This window comes from Xanthobacter aminoxidans, assembly GCF_043193615.1.
Taxonomy (GTDB): Bacteria; Pseudomonadota; Alphaproteobacteria; order Rhizobiales; family Xanthobacteraceae; genus Xanthobacter; species Xanthobacter aminoxidans.
Genome location: NZ_JBAFUS010000002.1, coordinates 661,816 through 682,196 on the forward strand (window position 1 = coordinate 661,816; position 20,381 = coordinate 682,196).

Genomic DNA, 20,381 nt, shown 5'->3' on the forward strand with positions numbered 1-20,381 from the left:
GAGACGCGACGCATGACCCGCTCCCCCTCCACCCCTTCCGTGACGAAGCGCAACCGCCGTGCCATGCTCGCGAGCGTTTTCGGTCTCGCCCTCGCCGGCGTCGTTGCCGGCCAGTTCATCCCGCCTGCCAATACGCCTGCCCTCGCGCAGATCACCACCAGCCAGCCGGCCAACACCTTCTCCTTCGCCGACATCGTCGAGAAGGTCTCGCCCGCCGTCGTCTCGGTGAAGGTGAAGAAGGACATCGGCGACCAGCAGATGGCCATGGGTGGCGAGGGCCTCGGCGGCAACGTCCCGCCCCAGATCGAGGAATTCCTGAAGCGCTTCGGCTTCGGCCAGGGCGGTCCCGGCATGGGTCCCGGCGGCCCGGGTGGTCCCGGCATGGGCCCGCGCGGCGGCATGGGTCCGAAGGGTGAGCGTCCCGTGGTGGGCCAGGGCTCCGGCTTCATCATCTCGGCTGACGGTTATGTGGTCACGAACAACCATGTGGTGGACGGCGCCGACGAGGTGGACGTGACCACCACCGACGGCAAAGAATACGTCGCCAAGGTGATCGGCACCGATCCGCGCACCGACGTGGCCCTGCTCAAGATTGACAACGTCACCAACATGCCGTGGGTGAAGCTCGCGGATGGCGCCCCGCGCGTCGGCGACTGGGTGATCGCGGTCGGCAACCCGTTCGGCCTCGGCGGCACCGTGACCGCCGGCATCGTCTCGGCCCGCGGCCGCGACATCGGCTCCGGCCCCTATGATGACTTCATCCAGATCGACGCCCCCATCAACCGGGGCAACTCGGGCGGCCCGACCTTCTCGCTGAACGGCGAGGTGATCGGCATGAACACCGCCATCGTCTCCCCCTCGGGCGGCAACGTGGGCATCGCCTTCGCCATCCCCTCCGAGACGGTGAAGACCGTGGTGACCCAGCTGCGTGACAAGGGCTCGGTGGCCCGCGGCTACATCGGCGTCCAGATCCAGCCGGTGACGGAGGATCTCGCGTCCGGCCTCGGCATCAAGAGCGCCGAAGGCGCCCTCGTCGCCCAGGTTCAGCCCAACACCGCCGGCGCCAAGGCTGGCCTCAAGGCCGGTGACGTGGTGGTCAAGGTGAACGGCGAGCCGATCAAGGAAGCCCGTGAGCTGTCCCGCAAGGTGGGCATGATGAAGCCCGGCGCCGAGGTCCAGCTCTCGGTGATCCGCGACACCAAGCCCATGGACATCAAGGTGGTGCTCGATCAGCTGCCCAATGAGCAGGTGGCCTCCCGCACCAACACCCCGCAGGGTGAGGACGACAGCGCCGGCAACAAGGACATGCCGCGCCTCGGTCTGCAGCTCGCCCCTTCCAAGAGCGTGCAGGGTGCTGGCGGCGAGGGCGTGGTGGTCACCGGCGTCGAGCCCAACGGCCCGGCGGCCCAGCGCGGCCTGAAGACCGGCGACGTGATCCTGAAGGTCGGCGACAAGACCGTCGCCACCCCCAAGGACGTGCGCGACGGCCTTGCCGCCGCCAAGGCCGAGAACCGCAAGGCAGTGCTCATCCAGGTGAAGAGCGGCGAGGGCGTGCGCTTCGTCGCCATCTCGCTGGAAGGCAAGGCCAAAGGCTGAGCCCGCTCAGCCGGCCTGAGACAAGGCCCGACCGCATGACACGCCGGGGGCAATCCCCCGGCGACGGGCCTCCGGACCGAGGTGGATATCGCCATCGCCCCTGATGCCGCTTCGGCTCCGCAGGCGCGGGAAGCTCCAGAGGGCTTCCCGCGCCACTTTTTTCGGTGCGCACCCCTCGCATGGACCTGCCTGAAAGGTGAGCTAGAGTGATGACAACGAATCTAGATCCGGGTCCGCTCTCCGCCATGCGCCTTCTCCTGGTCGAGGACGACCGCGACGCCGCCGAATATCTGCGCAAGGCCTTCCGCGAGGCCGGTCACGTGGTGGACCATGCCGCAGACGGCGAGGAGGGACTCGCCCTCGCGCTCGACGGCAAATACGACGTGATGGTGGTGGACCGGATGCTCCCTGCCCGCGACGGCCTCTCCCTCGTCACCGAGCTGCGCGGGCGCGGGCACACGACGCCGGTGCTGATCCTCTCGGCGCTGGGGCAAGTGGACGACCGGGTGCAGGGCCTGCGCGCCGGCGGCGATGACTATCTGCCCAAGCCCTACGCCTTCACCGAGCTTCTGGCGCGCGTCGAAGCCCTCTCCCGGCGCGGCGTCAGCCAGGGCGCGGAAACGGTCTACAAGGTGGCGGACCTCGAACTCGACCGCCTTGCCCATCGCGTCACCCGCTCTGGCAAGGAGATCCCGCTCCAGCCGCGCGAGTTCCGGCTGCTGGAATATCTGATGCGCCACGCCGGGCAGGTGGTGACGCGCACCATGCTGCTCGAAAACGTCTGGGACTATCATTTCGACCCCCAGACCAACGTCATCGACGTCCACGTCTCCCGCCTCCGGTCCAAGATCGACAAGGGCTTCGACGTGCCGCTGATCCACACCGTCCGCGGCGCCGGCTACATGGTGCGGGCGGGGCTGGTGGCGTGAAGGGGGAAGGCGCCCCGGCGGGTGCGGGTCCGCTCGGCAACGGGGGGAGGGCGCACGGCGCGATCGCCAGCCCCATCGCCCACGCGGCGCGCCTGGTGCGCACCACCGCGTTCAAGCTGCTCGCCGCCTATCTCGTCGTCTTCGCGCTGTTTGCGGTCTCCGTCATCGTCTACACCGCGTGGCACACCCGCGCCCTGATCCAGGGGCAGGTGGCGGACGACCTCGACCGCGAGGTCGTGGGGCTCTCCGACCAGTACCGCATCGGCGGCATCCAGCGGCTGGTCTATGTCATCGACCGGCGGACGCGGCGGCCGGGCTCGTCCATCTACGTGCTCTCCAATTTCCAGGGCGAGGTGCTGGCCGCCAACGTGACGGACCTGCCCATCGGCCTGCTCGACAAGGAGGGCACCCGCTTCACCACCTACAACCGGCCGGATGATCCCGTGGCCAAGAGCCATGTGGCCTTCGTGCAGACCATGTTCCTGCCCGGCGGCTATCGCCTGCTCGTCGGCCGCGACATCGAGGAGCGGGACACCCTGCGCGATCTCGTGGCGCGGCCCGCCCAGTGGGCGGTGGTGCTGATCGTGGTGCTGGGCCTCGCCGGCGGCGTGTTCGTCACGCGGCGGGTGCTGAAGCGCATCGATTCCATGACCGCCACGGCCGAGACCATCATGGCCGGCAATCTCTCCGGCCGGCTGGCGCTGGCCGGCACCGAGGATGAGTTCGACCGCCTCGCCCACTCCCTCAACGCCATGCTCGATCGCATCGAGGGGCTGATGGTCGGGCTGAAGGAAGTCTCCGACAACATCGCCCACGATCTGAAGACCCCGCTCACCCGCCTGCGCAACCGCGCCGAGGAGGCGTTGCGCACCGCCCATACCGAGGAAGCCTGGCGGGCGGCTTTGGAGGCCACCATCGAGGAGAGCGCCGGTCTCATCCGCACCTTCGACGCCCTCTTGATGATCGCCCGCGCCGAGGCGGGGCAGGGGCGGGCGACCATGGGCGACGTGGATCTCGCCGAGATCGCCGAGGCGGTATCCGAGCTTTACGAGCCGCTGGCGGACGAGCAGGGGCTCGACCTCACCGTCAGCGCCGTGCCTGCCACCGTCCACGGGGTGAAGGAACTGCTGGCGCAGGCCCTCTCCAACCTCATCGACAATGCCATCAAATACGGCCGCCCGGCCGACGGGGGCCGGGGGCGCATCACCGTGACGCTGACGCGCGACGGGGCAGAGGCGGTGCTCGCGGTGGCCGACACCGGTCCGGGCATCCCGGCCGCCGACCGGGAGCGGGTGGTGGAGCGATTCGTGCGGCTGGAGGCGAGCCGCACCCGTCCCGGCTCCGGCCTCGGCCTGTCGCTGGTGGGGGCGGTGGCGCGGCTGCACGGCGGTACGCTGGCTTTTTCCGACAACAAGCCGGGGCTCGTTGCGACCTTCCGTTTGCCGACGAAATGACCGCGGGGCGTGAACCAAGCCGTCGGCGCGGGCGTTAACCTCCGTAATGACCTCTTCATTCCCCACTCACTATGATGCGTGCCGTGCCTCCCGCTGCGGCACTTCGATGAAAGAAGGCTTGCGCGCGGCAAGTCGCTGGTGCCTTTAGACCTGACCATGCGTTGGCCCACGGAACCGGATTCGGCGGACCGGCCGCCCCTCGCCCTGCAGATGCGGGAAGCGCCCGTCGTGGCGGATGCGAAGGCGGCAAAGATTAAGCTTTCCCACGCCATCGAACGGCTGGCGCCGGAGGCGCGCGCCGCCCTTGATGCGCTGTTCGCCGAGTCGCCCTGTGCCGAACAGGTCTGTCTCGGGATCGCCGAAAGTTCGCCCTTCCTCACCGAGGTGGTCCGCGCCGAGCCGGAGCGGCTGTTGCGCGTGCTCGGACGCTCGCCTCACGCCCACCTCGATGCGCTCATCGCCGAATGCGCGGCAGTCGAAGGCTCGGAAGCCGATGTGATGCGCGCGCTGCGGCGGATGCGCAGCGAGGCCGCCCTGCTGATCGCCGTCGCTGACATGGGTGGCGTGTTCGGCCTCGTGGAGGTGACGGCGGCGCTGACCGACGTGGCCGACGCGGCGGTGCGCAAGGCGCTGTCCTTCCTCCTCGGCGAGGCGGTGAAGGCCGGGCGGCTCATGGTGCCCGATCCCGCCGATCCGCAGGCCGGCTCCGGCCTCGCGGCGATTGCCATGGGCAAGCACGGCGCGCGGGAACTCAACTATTCCAGCGATATCGACCTCGTGGTGGTCTACGACCGCGAGAAGGCACAGCTCTCCGACAGCGTGTCCGCCTCGCCTTTTTTCGTGAAGATCACACAGGGGCTGGTGCGGCTGCTGCAGGAGCGCTCCGCCGACGGCTACGTGCTGCGCGTGGACTTGCGCCTGCGCCCCGATCCCGGCTCGACGCAGGTCGCCCTCTCCACCGTCTCGGCCCTCGACTATTACGAGCGCGAAGGCGCCACCTGGGAGCGCGCGGCCTACATCAAGGCGCGCCCCGTGGCGGGCGATGCGGAGGTGGGGCGGCAGTTCCTCGCCGATCTCTCGCCCTTCGTCTGGCGCCGCGTGCTGGACTTCCAGGCCATCGCCGACGTCCATGCCATGAAGCGCGAGATCCACGCCTTCCGCGGCCATGACGTGGTGGCGGTGGAGGGGCACAATGTGAAGCTCGGCCGCGGCGGCATCCGCGAGATCGAGTTCTTCGTCCAGACCCAGCAGCTCATCGCTGGCGGACGTGACCCCCTGCTGCGCACCAGCCGCACTCTGGACGCCCTCGATGCGCTCACCGCCCATCGCTGGATCGAGCCCAAGGTGCGCGACGACCTCGCCGAGGCCTATCTCTTCCTGCGCCGGGTGGAGCACCGCATCCAGATGGTGGCGGATGCGCAGACCCATTCGCTGCCTGAAAGCCGCGAGGCCATGGAGGGCTTTGCCCGCTTCATGGGCTATCCCGACCGGGACGCCTTCGCTGCTGCCCTCGTCCAGCGCCTGACGACCGTTCAGGGCCACTATGCCCATCTGTTCGAGGATGCGCCGCCGCCGGCCGTGCTCGACGCCGACCTGCTCTTTCCGCCGGACGAGAACGACCGGCCGACGCTCGCCGCCCTCTCGCGCCTCGGTTTCAAGGACCCGGCGGCGGCGAGCGGCATCGTCCGGCGCTGGCTTGCCGGAGGGCCGCGCGCGCTAAAGACCGAACCCGCCCGCGCCCATCTCGCCCGCATCGTGCCGCTGATGCTGGAGGCGCTCTCGCGCGGCGGCGACCCGGACGGCGCGCTGATCGCGGCCGACCGTTTCCTCACCGAGCTGCCGGGACCGCTCCTCCTCACCGCTTTGGACCGCCACCCGGACCTCGTGCGGCTGCTCGCCACCATCCTCACCGCCGCCCCGCGCCTCGCCGAGACCCTGGCCCGCCGCCCCTCCCTCACCGACGCGCTGCTCGATCCCGCCTTCTTCGATGTGCTGCCCGACGAGGCGAGCCTCTCCGAGCACCTCGAACTGCTGCTCGACACGTCCGAGACCGACGAGGAGCAGTTCGACCGCGCCCGCCGCTTCCGGCAGGAGCAGCATGTGCTCATCGGCGTGCGCATCGCCTCCGGCACGCTGCCGGCGGCGCGGGCGGGCGAGGCCTATGCGACGCTCGCCGAGGTCATCATCCGCGCCCTGCACCGGCGCGTGTGGGAGCGCTTCTGCGAGGCCCACGGCCGCATTGCCGGCGCCGAGACGGCGGTGCTCGCCATGGGCAAACTCGGCGGCCGCGAGATGACGGCGGGCTCCGACCTCGACCTCATCGTGCTCTATGATTTCGATCCCGAGGCCGATCCCACCTCGGACGGTCCGCGCCCGCTCACCGGCGCGCAATATTTCGCCCGCTTCACCCAGCGCCTCGTCACGGCGCTGACCTCCCTGACCAATGCCGGCAAGCTCTATGACGTGGACCTGCGGCTGCGCCCCTCGGGCCGCTCGGGTCCGCTGGCGACGCGGCTCTCCTCCTTCGCCACCTACCAGCAAGCGGATGCCTGGACGTGGGAGCACATGGCGCTGACCCGCGCCCGCGTGATCGCCGCCACGCCGGAGTTCGGCGCCATCGTGCGCGACGTCATCGGCGGCATCATGGGCCAGGCGCGCGACCAGCGCCGGCTGGCGGGCGACATCCTCGACATGCGCGGCGCCATCGCCGCCGAGAAGGGCGCGGATGACCGCTGGAACCTGAAGCACGCGGCCGGCGGGCAGGTGGATGTGGAGTTCCTCGCCCAATATCTCGTGCTCGCCCATGCGCACGATCATCCCGAGATCGTGGACACGGCGACCGCCCGCGTGCTCGCGACCGCCGAGCGGCTGGCCTTGCTTGAGCCGGAAGACGCGCACGTGCTGCTGCGTGCCTGCCGTCTCTACCAGAACCTGACGCAGGTGCTGCGCCTGTCGGTGGACGCCCACGTGGTGCCGCAGGATGCGAGCCCGGCGCTGCGCGCACTCCTCGCCCGCGCCGGCGAGATGCCCGACTTCGCCACGCTGGAAGCCGATCTGTTCGAGACCGAGCAGAAGGTCCGCGCCATTTTCGAGCGCGTGCTGGAGATGGCGGCGGAGTAGGGGCGGCGGCGCCAAAAATGACCGTCATCCCCCGGCTTGTCCGGGGGATCCACCCTTCCGCCCGCGCGCTGCCCGGAAACCCCAACCCGCCCAACCGTGGATCGCCCGGACATGCCGGGCGATGACCATGCCGAAGGTTCGCGGGCCCGACGCCCCGCTTTCACCCCAGCGCGCGGGTGGCGATGTCGGCCACATCCGGCGAGAGGCCGGGCGTCTCGGCCACCTTGCGCAGGGCCCGCTCCGCGCTGGCCCGGCGCACCGGCTCCAGCTGGCGGAAGGTCTTGAACGAGGCGAGGAGGCGGGCCGCCACCTGGGGGTTCTTGCTGTCGAGCGTCAGCACCACGTCGGTGACGAAGTCGTGCCCGGCGCCGTCCGCCCGGTTGAACTGGGTGGGGTTGGTGGCCGCGAAGGCGCCCACCAGCGAGCGCACCCGGTTGGGATTGCCCAACGAGAAGGCGGGATGCAGCATCAGGTCCTTGATGCGCTCAAGGGTGCTCGGCGCGGCGATCTGCGCCTGCAGCGTGAACCACTTGTCGATGACCAGCGCATCCCGCTCGAAACGGTCGTAGAAGGCCTGAAGCGCCGCTTCGCGCTCCGGCACCTCGTGCTGGGTCAGCACGGCGAGGGCGGTGATGCGGTCAGTCATGTTGTCCGCCGCCCCGAACTGCGCCTTGGCCCGCGCAATGCCCTCGGCCGCGCCGGTGACGGCGAGGAAATCCAGCGACAGGTTGCGCAGCGCGCGCCGCCCGGCGGAGGAGGCGTCCGGCGAGAAGGGGCCGGTGGCGGCCATGGCCGCATAGGTGGTGGCGAACGCGCCTTCCAGCGCGGTGCCCACCGCGATGCGCAGCGCCTTGCGGGCGGCGAACACGGCGTCCGGGTCCACGTCCTTCGCCAACTCCCGGGCCACCTCGCCCTCGCCGGGCAGGGCCAGCGCCTGCGCCTTGAAGGCGGCGTCGAGCGTGGTGTCGGCGAGGATGGCGCGGGCGGCCGTCACCAGCGCCTCCGTTGCCGGCAGGCTGCCCGTGCGCGCGCCGGTCTTCAGCATTTCCAGCGCGATGCGCTGGATGGCGTCGAAGCGGTTGAACGGGTCCGCGTCATGGGCGGCGAGGAACACCCGGTCGGCCTCGGTGAGGTCGCTCACGAGGTTCACCGGGGCCGAGAAGCCGCGGTTCAGCGAGGGCACGGGCCGCGCATCGAGGCCTGTGAAGAGGAAGCTCTGGCGCGCCTCGCTCACCTCCACCACGCCGTTCTCCACCGGCACGTTGCCGAGCGCCAGCGGCTGGTCGCGCCCGTCCGGGCCGACGAGGCCGAGGGCGAGGGGAATGAGCATGGGCTTCTTGGTGGGCTGGCCCGGTGTGGGGGGCACCTCCTGCGCCACGTCGAGGCGATAGGTGCCGGCCTCGGCATCCCACGCGCCGCTCACGGTGAGCACCGGCGTGCCGGACTGCGCGTACCACAGTGCGAACTGCGAGAGGTCGCGGCCGGTGGCATCGGCGAACGAGGCGACAAAATCCTCGATGGTCGCCGCCTCGCCGTCATGGCGTTCGAAATAGAGGTCCATGCCCGCCCGGAACCCGGCTTCGCCGAGCAGGGTCTTCAGCATGCGCACCACCTCGGCGCCCTTCTCGTAGACGGTCGCCGTGTAGAAGTTGTTGATCTCGCGATAGGTTTCTGGCCGCACGGGGTGCGCGAGCGGGCCCTGGTCCTCGGTGAACTGGGCGGCCTTGAGCGCCCGCACATCGGCGATGCGCTTCACCGGACGGGAGCGCTCGTCGGAGGAAAATTCCTGGTCGCGGAAGACGGTGAGGCCTTCCTTCAGGCACAGCTGGAACCAGTCGCGGCAGGTGATGCGGTTGCCGGTCCAGTTGTGGAAGTATTCATGGGCGATGACGCCCTCGATGCCGGAATAGTCCGCGTCGGTTGCGGTCTCCGGGGTGGCGAGGACATACTTGTCGTTGAAGACGTTGAGGCCCTTGTTCTCCATGGCCCCCATGTTGAAGTCCGACACGGCGACGATATTGAACACGTCGAGGTCGTACTCGCGGCCGAAGGCCTCCTCGTCCCAGCGCATGGAGCGCTTCAGCGCGTCCATGGCATAGCCGGCGCGGGCCTCCTTGCCGTGCTCCACATAGATGCCCAGCTCCACCTCGCGCCCCGAGCGGGTGAGGAAGCTGTCGGAGATTTTCGCGAGGCGCCCGCCCACGAGGGCGAACAGGTAGGACGGCTTCGGCCACGGATCATGCCACACGGCATAATGGCGGCTGGTGTCGTCCACCTTCCCGCTTTCCACCAGATTGCCGTTGCCGAGCAGCACGGGCGCCTCGGCCTCATCCGCCTCGACGCGGGTGGTGAAGACGGAGAGCACGTCCGGCCGGTCGGGATAATAGGTGATGCGGCGGAAGCCCTCGGGCTCGCACTGGGTGCAATAGTTGCTGGAGGTGCGATAGAGCCCCATCAACTGGGTGTTGGCGGTGGGGTCCACCAGCGTCTCCACCTCCAGCACGAAGGCGTCGGCCGGGGGATGGGCGAGGGTGAGGCGGTCCGGCGTCGCCTCGAAGCTCGGGCCGGCCACCGGCTTGCCGTCGATGGCGAGGCGCACGAGCGTGAGACCGTCGCCATTGAGCACCACCGGCGCGCCGGGGGCGCCCGCCGGGTTGCGGCGCAGGGACAGCTTCGACGTGACGCGGGTCTGCGAGGGGTGCAGGGAGAAATCAAGGTCCACCTTGTCCACCAGCCAGTCCGGGGCGCGGTAGTCGGAAAGGTGGATGGCCTTGGGTTCGGCATCACGCATGAACATGAACTCCCCGCGCGCCGCCGCATTGGGCGCGTCGCCTTGTGCGATGTGATCTTGGGCGGAGAGTAAGGCCCGGCGCGCCGGGAGGGAAGCGCGCCGCTATGCGCCCGAGGCCGAGCCGTGCCGCCAGATCTTCCATGCCGACATCACCAGGATGGCCCCGAGCAGCGGCAGCAGCATGGAGGCCGGCACGACGCCGAGCACCTGCCCGCCGAGAAACGCGCCCAGCATGGAGGCGGCCGTCATCACCCCGAGAAACGTGAGGTTCTCCCGCACGACGCCGAGGGTGTTGTCGCGGCCGAAACGGGCGAAGCCGACGATGAGGGTGGGCAGGCTCACCGCCAGCGCGACGCTGCCCGCGAGCTTCACCGGCAGGGCGAAGAGCAGAACCAGCGTCGGCACCAGCAATTCCCCGCCCGAAACCCCCATGAGCGCCACCGCGAGCCCGATGATGAAGCCCGCCAGCACCCCGACCACCAGCCGCACGGTGCCGTCGATGGCCATGTGCTTGAGATCGGGATCGTCCCCCAGCACCAGCAGGATGGCGGTGAAGACGAGCATGGCCGCAATGGTGCGGAACAGGGTGCGCGAGGCGAACCGGGTGGCGTAGGTCGCCCCCATCCAGGCCCCCGCGAGACTTCCGGCCAGTAGGGTCGCGATCACCCGCCAGTGCTCGGCCACCTCGGCGAAGGGAATGGTCGCGGCGCGGGACGGCAGGGCGAAGGCCACCACCACGAGGCTGAGAACCCGATTGATGATGATGGCGGGCAGCGCCTCGAACCCCAGCGCGATCAGCACCGGCAGCCGTATTTCCGCGCCACCGAGGCCGATGAGGCCGCCGACGGTCCCGATGGCCAGCCCAGCCAGTGATCCGTGCATCAGGCGACGCCGCAGGGACGTTGCGGAAGGCTCGAAAGACATGCCGATCACGCTCCCTTGAACGGGCCGCTTCGCACCGTCACCTCGGCCTCAGAATAGGACGTGAGCCGTTGAGATCAAAGAATTCTCGTCGATTGTCCAGAAATCCCCACCGATTGTTTCGCTAAGGGAGCCTTATCGAATTTTGCGGCGCACCCTAGCTCCTAGCCATCAAAGGGCGTGGTGGGGTTGGTATTTAAGGAGATCAACATGCGTAATCTGACTTTTAGCGCCGTCGCGCTCGCCGCCCTCCTTGCTTCCGGCGCGGCCTTCGCGGGTGACGAACCGTCCCTCGCCGCCGCCGATGCTGAGGCGCAGGCCGCTGCGACCCTCCATTCGCAGGTGCAGCCGCTCGGCTACGCGACGCCCCGCGCCGGCCATCCGGCCTTCGTGGCGCTCTCTGCCGGTCAGGAGCGGAGCTCGCTCTCGGAAGCCGACCGCCTGTTCCTGGCGCAGGGTGACCGCGGCCTCGGCACCAACTGACGAAAACCCCCGGCCGGCGTCCTGCGCCGGCCGGGGGCATTCACGAAGGTCAGCTGTTCAGCCGTTCAGCCGCGCGTCCAGCGCCTCGTAGAGCGGATTGTCGGCGGCGAAGACGTATTCGATGGGGCCGACCGTCACCATGCTGGCGCCGCGCTGGCGCAGGAAGGTGGCGAGGGCGTGCAGCGTGTCCGGCGGGCAGTGCAGGGTCAGCATGCCGGACGACGTGGGGCCGCCGAAGGGCGCCACGCAGCGATAGGCCGCCACCGCCTCGTCCACCAGCGAGGCATCACAATCGGCAAAGCGCGTGCGCACCTCCCGCATGGTCCGGGCGCGCTTCTCGGCTCCCAGCCGGTCGAACATGGCGCGGGCCGCCGCGAGGGGACCGCCGCTCCAGTTGGCGGTGAGGGAGGCGACGAGGTTCGCCTCGGACTTCAGGATGATGCCGTCGTCCACCACCTTCAGCGCATTGGCGGCGAGCGTCGCGCCCGTGGTGGTGATGTCCACGATCAGCTCGGCCGTGCCGGCGGCGGGCGTGCCCTCGGTGGCGCCGGCGCTCTCGACGATGCGGTAGTCGATGATGCCGTGGCGGGCGAAGTAGCCGCGCGTCAGGTTCACATATTTGGTGGCGACGCGGATGCGCCGGCCGGTGCGGCCATGGAAGTGGCTCGCCACGTCGTCGAGATCGTCCATGGTGCGCACGTCGATCCACGCCTGCGGCACCGCGACCACCACATTGGCATGGCCGAAGCCGAGCTTCTCCAGCAGCGCCACGCGGCTGTCCGCCTCATGGATGTTCTCGCGCACCAGATCCTCGCCGGTCACGCCCAGATGGGCGGTGCCGGAGGCCAGCGCCGCGGCGATTTCCGAGGCGGACAGATAGGCGACCTCCACCCCTTCCACCCCGCCCAGCGCGCCGCGATAGTCGCGGGCGCCGCGGGCCTGCGTCAGCGGCATGCCGGCGCGGGAGAAGAAGGCGTGGACATTTTCCTGAAGCCGCCCCTTGGACGGCACGGCGAGGATGAGCGGCGTGGTCATCGGGCGTCCTCCGCGGCACCTGAGAGGCCGGCGAGGCGCTCCACCCAGGCGGCAAGCCCGACGCCGGGGATGGCACCTTCCGCACCGAGCCGCGACAGCAACCGGTCATAGCGTCCACCCGCCACCAGCGGTCCGGCGCCGGGACGGGCCGGGTCGTGCAGCTCGAACACCATGCCGCTGTAATAATCGAGCGGCCGCCCGAAGGCGGTGGAGAAGCGCACGGACGACAGGTTCACCGCATAGGCGGTGAAGAAGCCGGTGCGCCGGTCGAACAGGTCGAGGGCGGCGTTGAGGTCGATGCCCGCATCCGCCGCCAGCGCCCGCATCCGGGCCGAGGCGTCGTCCGGCGTGCCGGAGATGGCGAGGTAGCGCGAGAGGATTTCCGAGGTTTCCGTCGAAAGCCCGCCGCCTGCGTCGAGGGAGGACTGCTCCAGGAACCGCTCGGCGATCTCGGACACGCTGCGCCCGCCCACCGTCGAAATGCCGGCGATGGAGAGAAGATCGGTGATGAGCGCGCGGGCGGCAGCCGGGTCTGCGCCATCGAGCGCCGCCAGCACGCCGGCATGGGCGGGGGCGCCCTCGCGGCTCTTGTCGTTGAGCTGGGCGAGATCGAGGTTCACCCGTCCCTGGCCGAAATCCTTCAGCAGCCGGCGGCGCATGGCCGGCGCCAGCGGCAGGGCATCGAGCAGCGCCGTGAACAGGCCCACATCGCCGAGCCGGATGTCCGGCTGGGGCAGGCCGTAGAGCGCGCAGGCATTGAGGCCGAGGGACAGGATTTCCGCGTCCGCCGCCTCGATGTCGGTGCGGCCGAAGGATTCCACGCCGGCCTGCCGGAACTCGCCGGGGCCTTCGCCACGAAAGCGGAAGACGGGGCCGAGATAGCTCACCCGTGCCGGCATCGCCATGCCCTCGGCCAGCACCGCGCGGGCGACCGGAATGGTGAGGTCCGGCCGCAGGCACAGCTCGTGGCCTTCGGCGTCCGCCGTCAGATACATGCGGCGACGGATGGATTCGCCCGAAAGGTCGAGGAATACGTCGGCCGGCTGGAGGATGGGCGGATCGAGGCGCGCGAAGCCGGCGGCCGCGAAGGTGGCGACCAGCGCCTCCTCGAGGCTCGGGGACGTGCGGGAGGTGAGGGGCGCGGGCGCCGCGGGCGACATGGGTGCAAGGTTTCCGTGAGGTCTTGCGGGCTTCTAGCAAAGCCGGCGCCTTACGGCCACCCCGGCGCCGACTCGGCCCGCCTCCCGGGTGAAGCGCCGCGCTTCGGGTGGCGGCGGGTGTCGTCTATGGTGAGCGCCTGTCGAATCAGGAGGCGGCCATGGCAGGCGCGGGCGGAGCAAAGGGCGGCACGGCGGCGGCCGGCGTCGAAAATCTCTCGTTCGAGCAGGCGCTTGCCGAACTGGAAGCCATCGTCGCCAACCTTGAGCGGGGCAACGTGCCGCTGGAGGAATCCATCGCCATCTATGAGCGCGGCGAAGCCTTGAAGCAGAGGTGCGAGGCCTTGCTGAAGGCGGCCGAGGCGCGGGTGGAGACGATCACCCGCGACGCCGCCGGCCGGCCGGCGGGCACCCAGCCGCTCGATCCGGACGCCTGACAAGCGTCCCGAAACGGGACGGTTGCAGGATTTGTCGGGGACAGTGGGGGAACGCAGCGGGACCGAATCGCTGCTGCGCCCGTTTTCCCGCTTCGTTCAATAGATGCCCGGAATGACGCGCCTGGTGCGACGGGCATAAGCGTCATACTCGGCGCCGAAGGCCTCCCGCATCATCTGCTCTTCGCGCCCGACGCGGAAGAAAAAGAGGATGCCGAAGCCGATCAGGCCGGCCGGTCCGGCGATGAAATTCGGCAGAAGCAGCGCCTGCGCCAAGCCCCACAGGAAGAAGGCCGAGTACATGGGGTGGCGCACTTTCTGATACACCCCCGAGGTGATGAGCTCGTGCTTGTCCTTGATCTCCAGCGTCACCGACCAATACTTTCCAAGCTGCCGGTGGGTGCGCCAGAACAGCAGGAGGGAGCCGGCGAACACCACCACGCCCGCCACCACCTGAAGCACGGTCGGCGGGTAGGAGGCGAACCTGGGGAAGCCCGTCGCCGCATAGATCGCGGGGATGATTCCGAGCCCCAGCGTGGAGATGGACAGAAGGATCATCTCCCGCAGATTGCGGTGCCGCGCATCCGCCACGCGCTGGCGTTTTGCCTTTCGTTCGAAGGGGATACGCAGGACGTACCAGGATACAACGCCCACGGCCCAGGCGATCTTGGCGAAGGTCAGGAGGCTCATGCGGCGGTCTCGGGTTCCGGGAGGGGGAGGATGCAGCCGGCGTCGTCATAGACCAGCGGGCGCAGGGTTCCGTCGGGCAGGAGATAGGCCCGTAAGCTATTGGTATGCGAGGCCAAAACGTCGAATGAGAGGGGTCCGCAGACATACGCATAGAAGTCATGCGTCGAACGGATATCGCCGGCGAGGAAGCACTGGCAGTGCAGGCGCATCACGTCGAACCAGTGGCGGCGGTAGATGGCCGGTGAGATCATCTGCCGGATTTCCACATGCCGGATCAATGGCTTGAGGAAATAGTCGGCGGGCGGCAGCAGCACCGGGGCGAAGCTGACGGGGCCGAGGGTGACGGGGTTCACCTTGTAGAAGGAGACGATGTCGTCGCGCGACTGCACCTCCACCCAGCCGATCTGCTCGGCCGCCGCAACCCGTTCTGCTGCCTCGCGAAAACGTCCGCCGGCCGGGTGCAGGGCGAACTTGGCGGTGGTCGAGCCGAGGGTGAGGATGCGCACCCGCGCGCGGGTGCCGAAGGCAGGATCGGCGGTGAGCGCCGCGGCCACCGCGCTGACCGCGAGCATGGCGCCAAGGCTATGGCCTGCAACGATAATCTCGTCGATGCCCTGCGCCGCCGCCTCCGCTTCCACCGCCCGCAGGCGATCGGCGAAGGCGCGGATGCGGGCTTCCACCTCGGGATGCCGGCCGCGGACGAAATCCACTGAGAATTCAGCGAGATCCAGCGACTGTTTCAGCCGGAAGCGGCGCCCCGGCCAGCGCATCAGGAGGAGCCCGCCGGCGAGGGTCACGGCAAGGCCGGCGACCGTCGCGACCAGCGTGCCGAATGCCGCAAGCCATTGATGAACAAGGAAACCCGCTGCCGCCGCCAGCCCCCAGAACAAGGCGAGCAGCATGTAGGTGAAGAGGAAGAATAGGCCGTAGCGCCGGCTGGAGCGGAAGTAGTTGGCGATCGTGCCGCTCGACACCATGTCCGCCATGGCCCGCACCGAGCCCTTCATGTGGCTCCAGACTGAACGGCCCATGTCAGCCCGGGTCAGGTCATGCCACCCCAGGTTTTCGAACGTGGTTTCGGTATGCCAGTTGGGGCCGTCAGCTTCGGTTCGCCAGAATCCGCCCGTGGGCGTCGGCACGGGTGCCGAGTCGCGGCAGTGGGTCCGCACATTCCACACGTCGCCGAAGCGTTTTAGCTCGCGCACGAAAATGCGGTGGTGTCCCTCCACCGCCATGGGGTCGAAGCCGGCGATGAAGAAGACGTGGCGGCGGCGGACCCGGGCGCGCGCGTCCGCGTCCTGGGGCGGGATACCGCGCGCTTCGGCGTCGGTCCCGGCGGTGGGGCCTGCGAGCGTTCCCTCGGCGTCGTGCATGGGGCGCCTTCTAGCGAAGATGGCCGGGCGTGGCTAGTTGCGGCAACGGCAGGCGCCGGGATAATGGAGCCGTCCCACCTCGGCAGGGCAGGGGCGGCGGGCCCCTCATCGCGGCGGGCATGGAGAGGGCATGTCGAGGCTGCGGGATCTGCTGACCGCCATGTGGAAGCCATCGGCGCCCGTGGGTGGCGACGCGGCCGCTCCCTTGGTGTCCGAGCCTCCGGCGCTGCCCCAGGCCGAGGCGGAGCCGGTACAGCCCGTCCTGCAAACTTCCCCCAGCTTCGCGCCCGGCCTTTGGGATAGCCCCCTGTCCCGCCTCGCCGCGCTGGGTCCGGCGCCGTCGCTGCTGGTGGTGAAGCTCGATCATGCGGGGGATTTCGTCACCGCGCTGCCGGCGATCCGGCGGCTCCGGGAGGCGTTTCCCGCATCGCGCCTGACGCTGCTGTGCGCGCCCTTCATGTGCGATTTCGCCGCCGCGACCGGCCTCTTCGATGCGGTGCACGGCTTCGATTATTATCCGGCGCGGGGCCATCCGCCCGCTGCCGTGCCGGACGCGGCGCTGGCGGCGGTCGCGGCGCTGGATCTGCCGCCCGTGGACATCGCCATCGACCTGCGCCACGCCGACGATTCCCGCGCGCTGCTGGCGGCGCTGCCGGTGCGGTTTCGCGTCGGCTTCGCCGGGCTCGGCGCCCGCCATGCTCTCGACCTCGCCTTGCCGGAGATGGAGGCCTCGGCCCGCGCAGGCGGCCTGCTGGCGCCGCTGCCGGCGGGGGCGCGCCTCTGCGCCCTTGCCGAGGTGCTGGCCAGCGCCTTTCGGGCCGTCCACGGCCAAGGGGCGCCCATCCCTCTCGGTGCCCCGCCGGCTCTGCCGGATTTTCCCGAGGGCTATGTGGTGCTCGCCCCCGGCGCCCGCCTCGCCATCAAGCTCTGGCCCGTGGAGAACTGGCGGGTGCTGGCGGAGCGGCTGCTGGACGCCGGCGCCCTCGGCCTCGTGCTCACCGGCACGGCGGAAGAGGAGCCGCTGTGCGCCGCCATCGCCGCCGGGCTGCCGGCGGATCGCGTGGTCAACCTGGCGGGAAGGCAGGATCTCGCCGGGCTCGCCGCCATCATCGGCGGGGCACGGGCCGTGGTGGCGCTAGATTCCGCCCCGGCCCACCTTGCGGCGGCGCTCGGACGACCGACGCTGTGCCTGTTCTCAGGCCTTGCGGATATCCATAGCTGGGCGCCTGCCGGCCCGCGCGTGGCGGTGCTGAGCGCCCATGCGAGCTGCGCGCCGTGCTTCCTGAACGATGTGGCCGACTGCACCCACGGCCACGGCTGTATGACGCGCCTCACGCCGGACCATGCGCTGGCGGGGCTCGCCGCCCTCGGCCTTGAGTTTGCCGGCGTTCCGCTGCACTAGAGCGCCCATGATGCGCCCCTTTCCGACCGTGGCGGAGGCCCCGTCCGATGAGGACGGCCCACGGCCCGCTCCCGCCGACGTGACGGTCGTGTTCGTCACCTACAACAGCTCGGCCGTCATCGGCCGTGCGGTGGCGAGCGTGCCGGCGGAATGCCCGGTGGTGGTGGTGGACAATGCGAGCCCCGAGGGCACGGCGTGGGCGGCGGCCCTCGCGCGGCCGGTCGATTTCGTCGCCATGCCTGCCAATGCCGGCTTCGGCACGGCCTGCAATGCCGGCGCCCGGCGGGCGGGGACGCCCTATGTCCTTTTCCTCAATCCCGATGCGGTGCTGGGGCCGGATACCATTCCCCGCCTGCTGGCGGCGGCCCGGCTCTATGGCGAGCCATCCATTCTCATGCCGGCCATCGTGGGCGAGAACGGCCGGCTCATGCGCAAGGAAGGCTCCATTCTGGAGACGGTCCCGCGCAGCGCCCGCCTCGCTCCGGAGGAGATCGCGGGGGATTATTGCACCCGCTTCGTCCACGGCGCCGCCTTCATGGTGTCCCGCGCCGCCTTCCTCGATCTCGGCGGCTTCGACGAGGCCATATTCCTCTACCATGAGGACGATGACCTCTCGCTCCGCGTATTGGCCCGCCGCGTCCCCATCGTGGTGGTGACGGACGCGCGGGTGACCCATGCGGGCGGGCGCTCCAGCACGCCCTCCTTCGGCCAGACCTTCCGCATCAACCGCGCCAAGATGCACTCGGAACTCTATGTGCGGGAGAAATACGGCCGCGCCGGCGGGCGGGCGTCGCGGCTCCTCTGGCTGGGGGCCGGCTGCGCGCTGGCGCTGGCGCTGTTCGACCTCCACCGCGTCGCCATCCGGGCGGGAAAATTCGCCGGCTGCCTCGATGGAGTGCGCCGGAATGCCCCGCCGCACGTATAGGTTTCAGGTGTAGACGAAGGTCGCCCGAGCGTCGCCGCAAGGTCAGCCTTTGTACGTTGCATACCAGCGAGCCCGTGTGTAAGGCTCGGTTTCCCGGTTCGTTCCGGTCGGAGTGGTCCGTGACTTTGCTGAAGACCCCGTTGCTCGATACCATCCGCGAACCCGCAGATGTGCGGCGGCTGCCCCAAGAGAAGCTGGCCCAGCTTGCGGCCGAGCTGCGCGCCGAGACCATCGATGCGGTTTCCGTCACCGGCGGGCATCTGGGCGCGGGCCTCGGCGTGGTCGAGCTGACGGTGGCATTGCACCACGTGTTCAACACCCCCCACGACCGGCTGATCTGGGACGTGGGCCACCAGTGCTATCCCCACAAGATTCTCACCGGACGGCGCGAGCGCATCCGCACGCTGCGCACCGGTGGCGGCCTCTCCGGCTTCACCAACCGGGCCGAGAGCGAATACGACCCCTTCGGCGCCGGCCATTCCTCCACCTCCATCTCCGCCGGCCTCGGCATGGCGGTGGCGCGCGACCTCGGCGGCGGCGAGCGGAACGTGGTGGCGGTGATCGGCGACGGCGCCATGTCGGCGGGCATGGCCTATGAGGCCATGAACAATGCCGGCGCCATGGATTCGCGCCTCATCGTCATCCTCAATGACAACGACATGTCCATCGCCCCGCCCACGGGCGCCATGTCGGCCTATCTGGCGCGGCTCATTTCCGGCCAGACCTATCGCTCCCTGCGCGAGATCGGCAAGCAGATCGCCGGGCACCTGCCCAAGTTCGTGGAGCGCGGCGCCCAGCGGGCCGAGGAGTTCGCGCGCGGGTTCTGGACCGGCGGCACGCTGTTCGAGGAGCTGGGCTTCTATTATGTCGGCCCCATCGACGGGCACAATCTCGACCACCTCCTGCCCGTTCTGAAGAACGTGCGGGACGCCAAGACGGGGCCGATCCTCGTCCATGTGGTCACCCAGAAGGGCAAGGGCTACGGCCCGGCCGAGCAGAGCGCGGACAAGTACCACGGCGTCGTGAAGTTCGACGTGGTGACGGGCGCGCAGGTGAAGGCCAAGTCCAACGCCCCGTCCTACACCCGCGTGTTCGCCGAGAGCCTGATCTCCGAGGCGCGGCGCGATCCCAAGATCGTCGCCATCACCGCCGCCATGCCCTCGGGCACGGGGATTGACCTGTTCGGGCAGGCCTATCCCGACCGCACCTTCGACGTGGGCATTGCCGAGCAGCATGCGGTGACGTTCGCGGGCGGCCTCGCGGCGGAGGGCTTCAAGCCGTTCTGCGCGCTCTATTCCACCTTCCTCCAGCGGGCCTACGACCAGGTGATCCACGACGTGGCGCTCCAGGGGCTGCCCGTGCGCTTCATCGTGGACCGCGCCGGCCTCGTGGGGGCGGACGGGGCGACCCATGCGGGCGCCTATGATCTTGCCTATCTCGGCTGCCTGCCCGGCATGGTGCTGATGTCGCCCGCCGACGAGGCGGAACTGATGCACATGATCGCCACCGCCGTGGCCTATGACGACGGCCCCTCCGCCGTGCGCTTCCCGCGCGGCGAGGGCGTGGGCGTGGAGCGGCCGGACCGGGGCGAGGCGCTGCCCATCGGCAAGGGGCGTATCGTGCGCGGCACCGGGGAGGGCGATGTGGCCATCCTCTCGCTGGGCACCCGCCTTGCGGCCGCGCTGGACGCCGCCGAGCGGCTGGAGGCTGCCGGATTCACCGTGACGGTGGCCGATGCCCGCTTCGCCAAGCCCATCGACCGCGACCTCGCGCTGAAGCTGGCCTCCGGCCATGCCGCGCTGGTGACGGTGGAAGAGGGCTCCATCGGCGGCTTCGGCAGCCAGGTGCTGCAATTCCTCACCGACGAGGGCGTTCTGGACCGCGGCACCGTCAAGGTGCGCTCCATGGTGCTGCCGGATATCTATATCGACCACGACACCCAGGCCCGCCAGATCGCCGAAGCCGGCCTCGACGCCAACGCCATTGTGGCGAAGGTGGAGGGGCTGCTGGGCAAGGCCAAGGCGGCGGGGCTCTCCGGGCGGGAACTGTCGCGGGCGGGGTGAGGGGCGGG

At 69.7% G+C, this 20,381-nt stretch carries 15 protein-coding genes; 9 read left to right on the forward strand and 6 right to left on the reverse strand.

The genetic code is table 11. The features are described 5' to 3' along the window. Positions 1 to 12: 12 nt before the first annotated feature. The 4 genes from V5F74_RS12100 (at position 13) to V5F74_RS12115 (ending at position 7,099) form a co-directional block, all read left to right on the forward strand. Positions 13 to 1,596, forward strand: coding sequence for a Do family serine endopeptidase (locus V5F74_RS12100; protein ID WP_029559009.1), 1,584 nt, complete (start codon positions 13 to 15; stop codon positions 1,594 to 1,596). Positions 1,597 to 1,805: 209 nt separating this feature from the next. Beyond that, a complete protein-coding gene (locus V5F74_RS12105; protein WP_024278381.1) occupies positions 1,806 to 2,525 on the forward strand; it encodes a response regulator transcription factor in 720 nt (239 codons plus the stop codon). Between the two features lie 74 nt (positions 2,526 to 2,599). Next, the gene (locus tag V5F74_RS12110; RefSeq protein ID WP_374253543.1) at positions 2,600 to 3,979 is read left to right on the forward strand and encodes an ATP-binding protein; all 1,380 of its coding nucleotides are present in this window, start codon (positions 2,600 to 2,602) and stop codon (positions 3,977 to 3,979) included. A 156-nt stretch (positions 3,980 to 4,135) separates the two neighbouring features. Beyond that, on the forward strand, positions 4,136 to 7,099 hold the full coding sequence (locus V5F74_RS12115) for a bifunctional [glutamine synthetase] adenylyltransferase/[glutamine synthetase]-adenylyl-L-tyrosine phosphorylase (protein ID WP_394008289.1): 2,964 nt from the start codon (positions 4,136 to 4,138) through the stop codon (positions 7,097 to 7,099). 160 nt (positions 7,100 to 7,259) lie between these two features. Here the strand turns inward: V5F74_RS12115 and pepN are convergent, their stop codons facing one another. Further along, positions 7,260 to 9,890 (reverse strand): aminopeptidase N, encoded by a 2,631-nt coding sequence (gene pepN, locus V5F74_RS12120; protein WP_394008291.1) that lies wholly within the window; start codon positions 9,888 to 9,890, stop codon positions 7,260 to 7,262. A 102-nt stretch (positions 9,891 to 9,992) separates the two neighbouring features. After that, positions 9,993 to 10,814, reverse strand: a complete 822-nt coding sequence (locus tag V5F74_RS12125; RefSeq protein WP_029559005.1) for a sulfite exporter TauE/SafE family protein — start codon at positions 10,812 to 10,814, stop codon at positions 9,993 to 9,995. Between the two features lie 207 nt (positions 10,815 to 11,021). Between V5F74_RS12125 and V5F74_RS12130 the strand changes: the two genes are divergently transcribed. Then, entirely contained in the window at positions 11,022 to 11,294 is a 273-nt protein-coding gene (locus tag V5F74_RS12130) for a hypothetical protein (protein ID WP_394008293.1), read from the forward strand. Between the two features lie 57 nt (positions 11,295 to 11,351). Here the strand turns inward: V5F74_RS12130 and hisG are convergent, their stop codons facing one another. Both hisG and V5F74_RS12140 read right to left on the reverse strand, forming a co-directional pair. Then, positions 11,352 to 12,329, reverse strand: coding sequence for an ATP phosphoribosyltransferase (gene hisG, locus V5F74_RS12135; protein ID WP_029559003.1), 978 nt, complete (start codon positions 12,327 to 12,329; stop codon positions 11,352 to 11,354). Continuing rightward, positions 12,326 to 13,489 carry an ATP phosphoribosyltransferase regulatory subunit gene (locus tag V5F74_RS12140; protein WP_024278389.1) on the reverse strand — a complete coding sequence of 388 codons (1,164 nt, stop codon included), beginning with the start codon at positions 13,487 to 13,489 and terminating at the stop codon, positions 12,326 to 12,328. The genes hisG and V5F74_RS12140 overlap by 4 nt, the downstream gene beginning before the upstream one ends. 158 nt (positions 13,490 to 13,647) lie before the next feature. Here V5F74_RS12140 and V5F74_RS12145 point away from each other — a divergent pair, with 158 nt between their 5' ends. Next, positions 13,648 to 13,923 (forward strand): exodeoxyribonuclease VII small subunit, encoded by a 276-nt coding sequence (locus tag V5F74_RS12145; protein ID WP_394008296.1) that lies wholly within the window; start codon positions 13,648 to 13,650, stop codon positions 13,921 to 13,923. Positions 13,924 to 14,019: 96 nt separating this feature from the next. Here the strand turns inward: V5F74_RS12145 and V5F74_RS12150 are convergent, their stop codons facing one another. Next, the gene (locus V5F74_RS12150) at positions 14,020 to 14,610 is read right to left on the reverse strand and encodes a protein-S-isoprenylcysteine O-methyltransferase (protein ID WP_394008298.1); all 591 of its coding nucleotides are present in this window, start codon (positions 14,608 to 14,610) and stop codon (positions 14,020 to 14,022) included. Next, complete coding sequence (locus V5F74_RS12155; RefSeq protein ID WP_394008300.1) at positions 14,607 to 15,983, reverse strand: hypothetical protein; 1,377 nt, start codon at positions 15,981 to 15,983, stop codon at positions 14,607 to 14,609. Before V5F74_RS12155 ends, V5F74_RS12150 begins: the two co-directional genes overlap by 4 nt. 130 nt (positions 15,984 to 16,113) lie before the next feature. Between V5F74_RS12155 and V5F74_RS12160 the strand changes: the two genes are divergently transcribed. From V5F74_RS12160 to dxs, 3 genes are all read left to right on the forward strand, one after another. Further along, entirely contained in the window at positions 16,114 to 17,385 is a 1,272-nt protein-coding gene (locus V5F74_RS12160; protein WP_394008302.1) for a glycosyltransferase family 9 protein, read from the forward strand. Between the two features lie 7 nt (positions 17,386 to 17,392). After that, positions 17,393 to 18,310 carry a glycosyltransferase family 2 protein gene (locus V5F74_RS12165; protein ID WP_394008304.1) on the forward strand — a complete coding sequence of 306 codons (918 nt, stop codon included), beginning with the start codon at positions 17,393 to 17,395 and terminating at the stop codon, positions 18,308 to 18,310. A gap of 119 nt (positions 18,311 to 18,429) precedes the next feature. Continuing rightward, positions 18,430 to 20,373, forward strand: a complete 1,944-nt coding sequence (gene dxs, locus V5F74_RS12170) for a 1-deoxy-D-xylulose-5-phosphate synthase (RefSeq protein WP_394008306.1) — start codon at positions 18,430 to 18,432, stop codon at positions 20,371 to 20,373. Positions 20,374 to 20,381 lie beyond the last annotated feature (8 nt).